13 protein-coding genes are annotated in these 12,354 nt (G+C 62.5%); 10 read left to right on the forward strand and 3 right to left on the reverse strand.

Going from position 1 to position 12,354, the window contains the following annotated elements:
• Window positions 1-123 precede the first annotated feature (123 nt).
• Window positions 124-396, forward strand: a complete 273-nt coding sequence (locus PA27867_RS19875) for a glutaredoxin family protein (protein ID WP_066600712.1) — start codon at window positions 124-126, stop codon at window positions 394-396.
• Complete coding sequence (locus PA27867_RS19880; protein ID WP_066600718.1) at window positions 393-584, forward strand: hypothetical protein; 192 nt, start codon at window positions 393-395, stop codon at window positions 582-584. Before PA27867_RS19875 ends, PA27867_RS19880 begins: the two co-directional genes overlap by 4 nt.
• A 117-nt stretch (window positions 585-701) precedes the next feature.
• On the opposite strand, the gene PA27867_RS19885 is transcribed toward PA27867_RS19880, so the two are convergent.
• Window positions 702-1,292, reverse strand: a complete 591-nt coding sequence (locus tag PA27867_RS19885) for a PIN domain-containing protein (protein ID WP_066600719.1) — start codon at window positions 1,290-1,292, stop codon at window positions 702-704.
• A gap of 4 nt (window positions 1,293-1,296) precedes the next feature.
• Window positions 1,297-1,842: an excisionase family DNA-binding protein gene (locus PA27867_RS21150; RefSeq protein WP_066600727.1), complete on the reverse strand. Its 546-nt coding sequence runs from the start codon at window positions 1,840-1,842 to the stop codon at window positions 1,297-1,299.
• Between the two features lie 168 nt (window positions 1,843-2,010).
• On the opposite strand from PA27867_RS21150, the gene PA27867_RS19895 reads away from it, so the two are divergent.
• Window positions 2,011-2,838: a hypothetical protein gene (locus tag PA27867_RS19895; protein ID WP_157109410.1), complete on the forward strand. Its 828-nt coding sequence runs from the start codon at window positions 2,011-2,013 to the stop codon at window positions 2,836-2,838.
• Window positions 2,839-3,183: 345 nt separating this feature from the next.
• On the opposite strand, the gene PA27867_RS19900 is transcribed toward PA27867_RS19895, so the two are convergent.
• Complete coding sequence (locus PA27867_RS19900; protein WP_066600732.1) at window positions 3,184-4,353, reverse strand: ROK family transcriptional regulator; 1,170 nt, start codon at window positions 4,351-4,353, stop codon at window positions 3,184-3,186.
• Between the two features lie 119 nt (window positions 4,354-4,472).
• On the opposite strand from PA27867_RS19900, the gene PA27867_RS19905 reads away from it, so the two are divergent.
• From PA27867_RS19905 to PA27867_RS19935, 7 genes are all read left to right on the forward strand, one after another.
• Window positions 4,473-5,711 carry a Gfo/Idh/MocA family protein gene (locus PA27867_RS19905; RefSeq protein ID WP_066600734.1) on the forward strand — a complete coding sequence of 413 codons (1,239 nt, stop codon included), beginning with the start codon at window positions 4,473-4,475 and terminating at the stop codon, window positions 5,709-5,711.
• A complete protein-coding gene (locus PA27867_RS19910; RefSeq protein ID WP_066600737.1) occupies window positions 5,695-6,576 on the forward strand; it encodes an alpha/beta fold hydrolase in 882 nt (293 codons plus the stop codon). Before PA27867_RS19905 ends, PA27867_RS19910 begins: the two co-directional genes overlap by 17 nt.
• A gap of 26 nt (window positions 6,577-6,602) precedes the next feature.
• Window positions 6,603-7,760: a sugar ABC transporter substrate-binding protein gene (locus PA27867_RS19915; RefSeq protein WP_066600743.1), complete on the forward strand. Its 1,158-nt coding sequence runs from the start codon at window positions 6,603-6,605 to the stop codon at window positions 7,758-7,760.
• 7 nt (window positions 7,761-7,767) lie between these two features.
• The gene (locus tag PA27867_RS19920) at window positions 7,768-9,309 is read left to right on the forward strand and encodes a sugar ABC transporter ATP-binding protein (RefSeq protein ID WP_066600745.1); all 1,542 of its coding nucleotides are present in this window, start codon (window positions 7,768-7,770) and stop codon (window positions 9,307-9,309) included.
• A 95-nt stretch (window positions 9,310-9,404) separates the two neighbouring features.
• Window positions 9,405-10,385: an ABC transporter permease gene (locus PA27867_RS19925; RefSeq protein WP_066600747.1), complete on the forward strand. Its 981-nt coding sequence runs from the start codon at window positions 9,405-9,407 to the stop codon at window positions 10,383-10,385.
• Between the two features lie 24 nt (window positions 10,386-10,409).
• The gene (locus PA27867_RS19930) at window positions 10,410-11,438 is read left to right on the forward strand and encodes a zinc-binding dehydrogenase (RefSeq protein ID WP_066600750.1); all 1,029 of its coding nucleotides are present in this window, start codon (window positions 10,410-10,412) and stop codon (window positions 11,436-11,438) included.
• A gap of 15 nt (window positions 11,439-11,453) precedes the next feature.
• Window positions 11,454-12,350 (forward strand): sugar phosphate isomerase/epimerase family protein, encoded by an 897-nt coding sequence (locus PA27867_RS19935; RefSeq protein ID WP_236900949.1) that lies wholly within the window; start codon window positions 11,454-11,456, stop codon window positions 12,348-12,350.
• The last annotated feature ends 4 nt before the right edge of the window (window positions 12,351-12,354 follow it).

A 12,354-nucleotide genomic window follows, 5' to 3' on the forward strand; every position in this document is an offset into this window, starting at 1 on the left:
AGGGCTTTCGCGGCATATCCTCGCTGCGCTGCGGTATTCCACGGTCCCTTGCACATTCACCCCTGGCGCTGTCTCAAGGTCTTCGCCAAAAGGCAATGGGAGATATGAAAAGAGGACCCACCGATGCCAGCACCACTCACGGTCTACACACTGCCGAACTGCATCCAATGCACCCTGACCAAACACGCTCTCGATGAAGCCGGCCTAGCCTACGAGACCGTCGACCTCACGCACGACCAGGCCGCCGTCGACCTGGTCGCACAACTCGGCTACCGATCCGCACCCGTCGTGACCGTCGGCGCCGACCACTGGACAGGATTCAGACCGGACAAGATCAACGCCATCGCCGCAGCGCGCGCCGCCAACACGCCGGTGCTGAAGGAGGAGAACGAGTGATCAAGCCGCTGCCCGTCTCGCCTCTCATGACGCCGGGCGAAGTATGCACAGCACTGCGCATCGACGCCGACACCCTCGACCAGTTGCGCACCACCGACAAGCTCAAAACGTTTGCCATCGACGCAGACCTCATCCGCTTCGACCGCCGCTCCGTGCTGGCCTTTACCCTCGGTCAGCCTGGCAGATGACACACCAGGCCTGGGATGACCGCCAACCAATTGGCCAACAAGCTGTTGGCCAATTACCTGGTACCGGATGCCTTCAAAGATGCCTGTCGGTTGTTCAGCTGTACGGCGCTGCGCGTGTCACAGGTTCATCGTTTCTCTGATCATTGCTGTGGCCTCATGGAGGCTGTAGCGCTGTTCGAGGATGTCCAAGATGGAGTCCTCATCCAGTTCTGGACCATATCTCCCAGATCTCGCGGCCATCTCTCGGATAGCCCTCAGAGCCAGCTGGGGATTCATTTCGACAGTGTCCCGACAGAACACTCGGGCACTCAGGATCTTGATCTGCGGAGGTATCCGATTACTTGGGAAATCCTTCGCGTTCTCGGTCACGATCGCGCCCGCTTTCGCTAGGACCGCAGCGGCGACCACGTGCTCATCATCGATATCGGGGAGATCAAAAGTGCCCTCCAGCGGCTCCCACCCCTGAGTCTCAGCGTCCGGGAATATGAGACGCATCTGCCGCACCAAGGCGGCCGCTCGCTGTGCTGCTTCACCATCGCTCAGCTCAGGTCCGCGCTCAATAAGCTTCGCAGCCTCGTTACGCTCGACCTCGTCCAAGACCGCGCTACTCCACGCAGGCGTATACGCCTGCTCAATTGCGAGGGAAAGCAGGAAGTCCCGAAGCGTGCTGGGCCACAGGACGCAGCTATCTAAGAGGGCAGTAAACACTCGCCTAGTCTGTCAGTGCCCCAGCCCTCGCCCGACGCTGAGCGCCCAAGGCACGCCGAGTCTGGCGCGCCCGATCCAAGATCTCCTCAACAGGAGTCTCGTCATCAAGAGTCGACCGCATCTCCTCGAGCGCGTCATATTGCTCTTGACGACGTCGATCGCGAAAAGCCATCACATCAACGAGGAGCACTCTTCGATGAGTGCCAACTCGCTCAAACGGAAGCTTCTGCTCATCAAGCAGCTTCACAAGCGTGGGCCTACTGATCCCAAGGAGATCCGCCGCCTGCTGAGTTGTGAGCGTCTTCGACTGCGGCACAATACTCACCGCAAGCCCCCGCTGCATGGAGTCAATTACCTGCAGGAGCACCCTATGAATCTCTTCTGGGATCTCGACCTGGTCACCCGTTGCGGCGCCGGCGAGAAAGTAACGCGGGATAGGGGCCTCTCGACCGGCAGCCTCGTGCGCCGCGAGAAAATCGTGCACCCGGGCGACACCAGCCAGGTCGTCGCCTACGTATGTCTGTTGGCTCAATGCCACCGCGTTGCTCATAATTACTCCCTATTCGCAAGAAACGTAACACACTTGCGTATATTTTGACTGATAGTGATCGCTGGCCCGGGCCAAATCTGGAAATAGTGCAGGCTCCTGGAGTCCGCTACTTGCCGGGAGGCATACATATGCTGAGTTCACGCACCAACGAGCCTTCGAGGGAACCCCATGAACGTCCAGAACCCGACAGAACATGCCGCGTGGGAGTCTCGAGTCAGCCGCATGGCCGACGCCGCAACATTGTGGAAGCAAATGTTCCAAGGCGCACCACCGACTGTTGAGACAGGAAGTGCCCTTGACGAAGACGATGCATCTTTTCAGGGTCTCAGCCTTTCTACTCTCGTCGGGTACAGCCTGGCCGCGGCGACAGAGCATCTGGACTTCGCGCTCACCGTCATGAAGGAGACCAGCACCTTGTACCCCACGGCGTACATGACGGTGCTGCGCACGTCGCTTCTTGCGGGATCTCACGCCGCATGGATTCTTACCCCAAACGATGGCGCGACACGACAGTTGCGTGGGCTCCAGTTTCTTGCTGACGACTTGCGAACTCAACTGGTCATGGTGCGCGGCGCCTTTGCACCGGCAGGTGCAGCGCAGTCAGCAAAGAACGAATTGATCGCGCAGATCATGGATCGTCAGCGACAACTCCACCCCATCGCGGATGCCCTGAATTCGGGGCTGCAGGTGGAGAAGTGCCAGATTAACAACACGGGCATCATCGAGATCGTCGCACAGGCCGCGCATGACGAGGACTTAGCCCGGGGCGGCGTGAACCATATCTGGCGTAGCGCCAGCGCCGCAGCTCACGGCTCTCGCGGGTTCGCGACGATGCGCCTCAAGCAGAACGCCATCGTCGAAGGCCCGACGGGTGGCAGATACTCTCTCCTGCGTGGCGACCTTGTCAACGACATTGGTCCCGCCGCCGCATCCGCCACCCTTGCTCTCAGCTACGCCTTCAAGATCTTCGATCAGAGGCGGCTTGTAGCTACATAGCCCGCTGAACATGGTGCGAATCAAGGAAACGAGGCACATTCGAAGGCCAGATCTGTGACTTTTGGCGCTTTATGGCGGCGTTCTGTGATCGCTATTTGTCGCACCCACCTGGTTGCCGGCGCTGGCTCAGAGCTGGTTGTCAGCGTCCGCATCCCATGGGTTTAGAGACAGATAGGTAACGAGACATCGGAACATTCAGGGAGTTCCACTTAGTTGGCCGCCAGACCATCACCAGCTATCTACAGACACGGTGAGTGCAGGCTATTCAGACCCGTCCGCGGGTACAGATCGGGATCGCCGAGCGTCTGAGAGGTGCTCTCGCGACGAGGACGCGGGCGGAAGGGATTAGGAGGTGAGGGCGCTCTCGAGCTGCTCTGCCGACAGCGCGTACTCGATGGCCATGATGCTGGCGCCGACCACGCCGGCTTCCCCGCCCGTCTTCGACTGCACGATCGTGAGGTTCTGCGTGGCCAATGGCATCGATCGTGAGTAGACGACTTCACGGATGCCGGCGAGCAGGTGCTCGCCGGTCTGCGCGAGAAGCCCGCCGATGACGATGACTGACGGATTGATGATGCTCACGCACATGTTGAGCACTTCGCCGATGTCGCGCCCGGCCTGCCGCACGGCCCCGATCGCGGTCAGGTTTCCCGCTTGCACCAGGGCAACGATGTCTTCGGTCGAGTCGGCCTCGACTCCCTTTGTGCGGATTGCGCTGGCAATTGCTGGGGCGCCTGCAATGGCCTCGAGGCATCCGATGTTGCCGCAGCGGCAGGCGATTCCTGCCGCGCGGCTGACGGCGATGTGTCCGATGTCACCGGCAGCACCTTGGGCGCCGCGTTGCAGCTTGCCGCCTCCGATGATCCCCGAACCGATGCCGGTCGCCGCCTTGATGAAGATCATGTTGTCCGACGCGTCGGTTCTCACCGCTCGTTCACCGAGCGCCATGATGTTGACGTCGTTGTCGACGAGTACGGGCACTTGGAAGGTCTTCCGGATCTCCGCGGGCACGTCGAAGCCGTTCCAGCCGGGCATGATCGGCGGGTTCGACGGTTTGCCGGTCTCGTGCGCGACCGGGCCCGGCAGGCCGACACCGATGGCGACGAGCTCGGACGGCGACCTGCCGGCGGACTCGAGAAGATCCGTCAGGGTGTGTGTGAGGCAGTCGAGGGCGGCGATGGGCCCTCGGGAGATCTCGAGTCTCTCAGTCTTCTCGGCCAGGATGCGGCCGGAGAGGTCGGCTATCGCCATCGTCGCGTGGGTCGCACCGAGGTCGGCTGCGCCCACCACTCTGGCGCGCGGATTGATGGCGACGCGTGCGGAAGGGCGCCCACCCGTGGAGACGGCATCTTTCACCGGTTGGACGATTCCGAGTTCGATCAGGGCGTCTACACGACTGCCGATCGTCGAACGCGAGAGGCCGGTCTCCATCGCCAGCTCCGCTCGTGTACGAGGCTGGCCGTCTCTCAGCAATTGAAACAGCTCACTGATGCCGAGGCTCGTTGCTCCTGCCATTCCCACTCTTCCTGGTGTGCTGATGCGACACCCCCGTCGCACCTCGATCCTAAGCGCAATCATTACCGATCTTTTTACAAATATTGACAAAAGTTGCGTAGATGTTGTCAGATAGACACATGACAACGAACGTCAACCTTCTTTCCGCAGAGCCGCTGGGTGTGGCTTTCGTCGGCGGCGGTTTCATGGCAGCGGTGCACAGCCGGGCTTCACGAGCTACTGGAGCCCGCTTCCTCGGCGTCGCCTCCTCCACCGTTCGAAGCGCGGAGAATGCCTCCGAGCGCCTCGGTCTGGGCCCGGCCTTTGCTTCGGTGGAGGAACTGTTCGCCGATCCAGCCGTCGATGTGGTGCACATCTGCACGCCGAACGCCACCCACTTCGCCTTCGCCCAAGCCGCCCTCCGTGCTGGCAAGCACGTCATCTGCGAAAAGCCTCTGGCCACCAGCGCGGCCGATGCCGATGAGCTCGTTGCTCTTGCCGCCGACACAGGGTTGACGGCCGTCGTGCCCTTCGCCTACCGATTCCACCCGATGGTGCGAGAGGCACGAGCTCGCGTACGCAGAGGTCTCGCCGGCCGGGTGCTCTCGGTGCAGGGCACCTACCTGCAGGACTGGCTGCTCTCCAAGGACGACGATGACTGGAGAGTCGATTCGCAGATCGGCGGCCCGTCGAGGGCATTCGCCGACATCGGATCGCATCTGTGCGACCTCATCGAATTCATCGTCGACGACCGGATGCAGCGGGTGACCGCAGTGAACAAGACGGTCTTTCCGCGACGAGGACTGACCGCGAAGGTTGCCACAGAAGACATCGTCTGCGTATTGTTCGAGACACAGGGCGGAATCGTAGGCACGCTCACCATCAGCCAGGTTGCCCCCGGGCGCAAGAACAGGCTGGCTCTCGAAATCGGGGCATCGATCGAGAGCCTTGTCTTCGACCAAGAGAACCCCGAAAATCTGTGGATCGGCCGCCGTAAGGGGTCAGAGCTCTTGGTGCGCGACCCCGAACAATTGGACCCGGATGCCGCTCGTCTCTCTGTGGTACCGGCTGGACATCCCCAGGGCTATCAGGATGCGTTCAACGCTCTCGTCTTCGACGCGTATTCAGCAGTTCGTGGCGCTGAACCCGACGGGCTGCCGGTCTTTGCTGACGGTCGCAGGTCGGCCGTGCTGACAGAGGCGATTCTCGAGTCGCACCGCCTGAAGACCTGGGTTGACGTTTCCGCCGACCTGTCTCGTCCGCCGACCGAGGATGCTGCATCTTTACGCCCGGATGACGTCGTCAAGACACCGCACTCGTCTCTTCATTCCGTTCCAAATCCACCCCAGAAAGGATCAGCCCATGCTGAACATCACTGACCACGAGGGCAACCCGGTTACCCACGGCCGCGCAACGGTGAACGGAGTGCGTCTGCACTACGTCATCGCAGGAAAGGGTGAACCGCTCGTTCTCGTGCACGGCGTGCCGAAGACCTGGTACTACTGGCACCGCATCATCCCGATCCTGAGCGAGTTCTACACCGTCATCGCCCCCGATGTGCGCGGCTTCGGCGACTCGTTCCGCCCCAAAGACGGCTATGACATGGAGACCGTCGCCGACGACATCGTCGCCCTGGTCGGCGAACTCGGCTATGACCGCTTTCGGCTGGCCGGTGAGGACTGGGGCGCTGCGTTCGCCTACGCGATCGCAGCGAAGTACCCCGAGAAGGTGCAGAAGCTCTCGTACGGCGAGATGCTACTGCCTGGCTTCGGCCTCGAGGAGTGGTCGAACCTCAGCGCCGAGAACGTGAAGAGCAACCACTTTCTGTGGCACGTCAACTTCTTCCACGTTCGCGACATTCCGGAACTGCTCATCACCGGTCGCGAAAAGCTCTTCTGGGAGACGTGGATGAAGAACGAGACCTATGACCCGGCGGCGATCACGCCCGACTGCGTCGACGAATGGGCTCGCACGTCATCGGCTCCGGGCGGTCTTCGGGCGATCTTCGAGGTCTACCGCGAGACCTTCAAGAACATCGAAGACGACACCCGGTGGGCCCAGACCAAGTTGCCGATGCCGGTTCTCGCCGTCGGCAGCGAGTACTTCATCGGCACCGAGGTCAAGAACCAGATGGAGCGCGTCTCCGACAACGTGACCTATGTACAGCTCGACTGCGGACACAGCATGGCGCTCGAACGCCCCCGTCAGCTCGCCGACCACCTCATCGAATTCTTCAAAGACTGAACTCTGCCGATCAAAGGAGATCGCCCATGGCACTGAAAAAAACCATCCGCTACGCCGGAGTCGTGGCCGGTGCGGCCGCGCTCACGCTGGCGTTCGCCGGCTGCACTCCCAACTCGGGAAACCCGTCTTCGTCGGGAGCTGCCCAGGCAGACAAGACGGTCATCGACCAGTTTCTGCTCGCTCCGTCCGACGCAACCGTCTTCACGGCGAAGACGGCGAGTTCGGCCGTGACAGGCCCGATCTCGGGTGGGCAGGTCTACCTGCCCTACACCGACGTTCTGCCTCTTCCCGACGGCCCGGTGGGCGACCCGAGCAAGACTTATACCGTGTGCTTCTCGCAGGCCCTGACAGGGTCGACGTGGGCCGTCGAACAGCAGGAGAGTGCCCAAATCGAGGCGGCGAGACATCCGAATGTCAAAGTGCTCTACTACAACACGAACAATGACCCTCTGAAGCAGGTTGCCGACGTCGACTCGTGCTTGGCCCAGAAGGTCGACGCGGTTGTCATCTGGCCGCACTCCGTCGAACCGTTGACACCCGAGATCGAGAAGGTCAAGGCAGCCGGAACGGTGGTCGTGGGTATGGAGCGCACCGTCGCCACTCGCGACTACGACTCCTGGGTGTACCTCGACAACGCGCAGGCCACTCGTGACCTCGCCAAGGCGGTCGGCGAGAAGCTCGGCGGTCAGGGAACGGTCGTCGAAGTGGATGGTGCGATCGGATCGTCACCGCAGATTCTCCGCCGGGCGGGCTTCGTGGACGCTCTCAAGGAGCTCTACCCGAACATCACCGTCGAGTTCACGGCCCCGACCGACTACAGCCGGGGGCAGGGTTACAAGGTGACCCTCGACTACCTGCAGGCGAACCCGGACAAGAAGATCGATGCGTTCTACTCCGAGTACACCGAGACCGGTTTCGGTGTTGCCCAGGCGCTCAAGGACTACAACAAGAGCGACATTCCCCAGTACTCGATCGTCGATGGTCAGGCGGCGGTGCAGGGAGTGCTCGACGGAACGTTCGAAGCTGTCGCGCCCTGGAACCCTCTGCACGGTGACGTGGGTCTTCGTGCTGCGTTGTACCACCTGGTCGGCAAGGACGTGCCGCAGAACATCCTTCTGCAGCAGCCACCGCTGATCACGAAGGAAAACGCCCAGGAGCAGCTGCAGCAGACCTGGCCCGGCTGAGACACTCATGACCATCACGAGAACCGATGATGCCCGGGAGGGAGAGGAAGCGGTGCGCCCGCTTCTCTCCCTTCGTGGGATCTCGAAGAAGTACCCGGGCGTGCAGGCGCTCTCCGACGTCAGCCTCGAGCTCCGTGCCGGCCAGGGTCACGCTCTGGTCGGCGAGAACGGCGCGGGGAAGTCGACGCTCATCAAGGTCATCGCCGGTCTGGTCGCCCCCGACGAGGGCGAGATCCTGGTGAACGGTGCTGTCACTGTCATTCGCACGCCCGCAGGTGCGCGCAAGCTCAGTATCAGCCTCGTGCCGCAGGAGATCTCCCTGGCCGAGGATCGCAGCGTCGCCGAGAACATCTTTCTCGGGCAACTGCCGCGCCGGGCAGGGTTCGTCAACCAGAAGCTGCTGCTTCGCCGAGCCTCCGCGCTGCTCACGCGGCTCGGACTGCCGAACGTCGACCCGCGCCTCGAGCTCGGCGAACTGTCACCGGCCGTCAAGCAGATGGTCATGATCGCGCGGGGCATCGCGTCGAACGGCAAGATCTTCATTCTCGACGAGCCGACAGCCACCCTCACCGGCCCCGAGATCGAGCGTCTGTTCACCGTCATCGACGAGCTCAAGCGTGAGGGGGCGGCGGTGTTGTATGTCAGCCACCGTCTGTCAGAGCTGGAGCGGGTGGCGGAATGGATCACGGTGCTGCGCGATGGACGCGTCGTGCAACGGATGCCGATGGCCGGCACGAGCGAAGACGACCTCGTCCAAGCGATGGTCGGTCGCTCGGTCGAACGCTTCTTCGACACGAAGACCGGGCATGAGACCGTGGGGGATGTGCTTCTCGAGGTCTCCGGCCTCGGGCGTGACGGTGCCTTCTCGGACATCTCGTTCAGTCTGCGTGCGGGCGAGATCGTCGGCCTCAGCGGCCTGGTCGGCGCGGGCCGCACCGAGGTGGCGAAGGCCATCTTCGGAATAGACAAGTACGACCGGGGAAGCGTGTCGGTGGCCGGCCGGTCGCGAAAGATCCGGTCCCCGCGAGACGCCATCAAGGCGGGAATCGCGCTCGTGCCTGAAGAGCGCAAGGCAGAAGCGCTGGTGCTCGACTTCTCCATCTCGAACAACATCGTGCTGCCCCACCTCGCCGAACTCAGCGTGCTGCGGTTCTTCAGGGAACGCCGCCTCTCGAAGTACAGCAGCACCGTTGCGAAGAAGGCCGGGGTGAAGGCGCCGAGCGTGCAGACGAGAGTCGGATCGCTCAGCGGCGGCAACCAGCAGAAGGTCGTGCTCGCCCGATGGTTCACCAGCCACCCGAAGGTGTACCTGCTCGATGAGCCCACCCGAGGCATCGACGTCGGAGCAAAGGCCGAGATCTACCAGGCGATCGGCGGCTTCGCGCAAAGCGGAGCCACGGCCCTGGTCATCTCCTCCGAACTGCCCGAACTCCTCGGAATCTGCGACCGCATTCTCGTGATGCGCCAGGGGCGCATCGTGGGCGAAATGACGGCCGCAGCCGCCACGGAAAAATCCCTCCTCGAACTTGCGATTGGAACGACATCATGACGCAGAGAGTCACACAAGCACCGCCCGATTCTCCCGACCTGACCCGCTCCGCTGTGGCGAGATCGCGCGCGAGCCGAATTCTTGCAGCCAGCGGGATGCTGCCTGCACTGATCGTGCTCATCCTGATCGGTACAGCCCTCTCGCCGTCCTTTCTCACCGCGACGAACTTCTCGAACGTTCTGCGGCTCGGGGCCGTCATCGGTCTTCTGGCCATCGGTCAGACTCTCGTGATTCTCTCCGGCGGAGGCGGAATCGACCTCTCTGTGGCGGCCGTGGCAGCAGCTTCAGCGATCGTCGGAGCGCAGTACCAGGGGTACGGACTGCCGGCGATGATCGTCGCGAGCCTCGTAGCAGGCGGCTTCTTCGGCCTGATCAACGGGTTGGGCGTCGCTTTAGCCGGGCTGCAACCGTTCATCGTCACACTGGCGACGATGACCATCGCGCGCGGAGTCGGTTTCGAACTGACCAACGCGCAACCGCTCTACCTCTCCGCTCCGGGCCTCGAAACGCTCTCCCGGGGTGCGCCCCTGGGCATTCCCGTGCCGATCATCATCCTGGGGCTCGCTGTCATCGTCGGGCAGATACTCCTGAGTCGCACGACTTTCGGAAGAAGTCTCTACGCTGTCGGCGGGAACGAGGAGGCCGCCTTCGGAGCGGGTATCAACGTTCGTGCGTACCGCATCGGCGTCTACGTGATCAGCGGCCTGTTGGCTGCTCTCGCCGGCATCATCGGCGAGGCACAGCTCAACACGGCAGACCCGAACTTCGCGAACGGCTACGAACTGAGCGCGATCGCCGCAGTGGTGGTCGGCGGCGCACTGCTGTCGGGCGGCAAGGGAACGATCGTCGGCACGCTCATCGGAGTCGTGATCATGGCGCTCGTGTCCAACCTGCTGAACCTGTTGAACGTCAACCCCTGGACCAACCTGATGGTGACCGGCCTCATCATCGTGGTTGTCGTTGCCCTGAATCGGCCGCGCGGAACCCGCACACGCAAGTCGGCAGTGCTCAGCACGCTGCCGCTGTTCGGAGCGTTTCTGCTCGGGGCGATCATCCTGTACGGCATTCTGAAATAGCTCACCAAAAGACAAGGAATCACCATGCGAGCCGTAATCCTGCCCGGCGACAAGAAAGTCACCGTCATCGATAGACCCACCCCCGAACCGGGACCCTTCGATGTGCTGGTGAAGACGCAGGCCTCCGCCATCTGCCGGAGCGACATGAGCATCTACTACGGAACGCCGATCGTCGGTGGGAACGCGGCGAGCTCGTCGCCGGTCGTTCCCGGGCACGAAGCTGCGGGCATCGTCACCGCGGTGGGTAGCGCCGTCACGACGGTCGCAGTCGGCGACCGGGTTGCGGCCTATCTCGCGCTGGGGTGCGGACACTGCGAGTACTGCGCCACCGGCTATCTCATGCTCTGCGAGCAGTGGAAGTGTTTCGGCTTCGACGTGGACGGCGGGGATGCAGAGTACTTCACCGTTCCCGAGAAGAACATCCTGCCGCTGCCCGACAGTCTCTCCTTCGCCGCTGGGGCGGTCATGACCGACATGATCGGCAGCCAGTACCACGTTCAGAAACAGCTGGGAGTGAACGGGCGCACAACGGTCGCGGTGATCGGCCTCGGGCCGATGGGTTCTGCGGCCGTACTCATCGGCAAGGCGTTCGGCGCACGTGTGATCGCGGTGGACGTGCTCGACAGTCGCCTCAAGCAGGCACAGGAACTCGGCGCCGATGAGCTCGTCAACAGCGCGGAGGTGGATGCTGCACCACGAATCCGGGAGCTGACTCGCGGCCGCGGTGCCGAAGTGACGATCGACTGCTCGGGAAACCCAGCAGGTCAGAACACGGCCCTGGATGCGGCAGCGAAACAGGGCTCCGTAGCCTTCGTCGGAGAATCCCGGGCAACCGAGATCCACCCGAGCGATCAGCTGCTGAGAAAGTTGCTCACCGTCGTGGGCGGCTGGTACTTCCCCCTCGGAGACTGGGCCGAGATCGTGCGATTCGTCGAAGATCGCGGCATCCCGGTGGAGAAGCTCATCAGCCACGAGTTCAGCATCGAGGATGCCGAAGACGCCTTCGGCGCCTTCGATCGTCGAGAGACCGAGAAAGCGGTCTTCGTCTGGTGATGCAGCCGGAGTGTCGTGAGCGTACCCAGTCTGTCAACCGAGAAAGCTAAGGAAGAGCCAGTGCTTAGATACACCGCAGAAATTCTGCCTTACCACGACATCGAATTCGAACATGCCGTACGCGACCTGGCCGACATCGGGTTCAGTGAGATCAACCTCTGGTCGAGCGCGTCGCCGCTTGGCCATCATGTGAACCCGGGCGATGACCCGCACGAGATTCTCCGGGTGTTGGAGAAGTATCGGATGCGTCCGTGCGGCCTGACCGTCTACGGCAAGAACCAGCAGGAGATCCTCGAGCGGGTCGAGTTCGCCAAGGAGCTCGGAATCGACACCGTCATCTTCGACTGCGAAGCGAACTACACCGACTTCGTCTCGAGCTTCCTGCCTCCCATCGTGGAGGCGGGTGCTCGCAACGGCGTGCGAATCGCTGTGGAGAACCACCTCACCGTACCCTTCTCGGCCACATTCGAGTCGGGTGGCAACGAAGACCGTCGGTGGGATGAAGGTGTCGACACTCTCGCCCAGATCAAGCGACTCGTGAGGGACATCGACGATCCGTACCTGGGCGTCTGCGTTGCGCCGCCGCATCTCTGGGTGATGCAGGAGACGCTGACCGAAGTGATCAGCTTCCTGGCAGAGCGCAAACGGCTGTACTACTACTACGTGTGGGACATCGACCGCGACTACCGCCACGGCGTCGACGGGCTGAACTTCGGCCCGGGCGAAAAGCAACTGCCCCGCCCCGACGGCACTCTCGATCACCGTGTTCTGCTCAGTGCCCTCGATCGAGTCGGATACACCGGTCCCGTGAGTCTCAAGTGCCACGGCACGGCGGGGTGGAGCCTCGAGCGGATCGGCGCTGAACTGCGCGCATCAGACGCTTACGTTCGCGCCTGCCTGCCCGCAGACTGAGACC

Source organism: Cryobacterium arcticum (assembly GCF_001679725.1).
Taxonomy (GTDB): domain Bacteria; phylum Actinomycetota; class Actinomycetes; order Actinomycetales; family Microbacteriaceae; genus Cryobacterium; species Cryobacterium arcticum_A.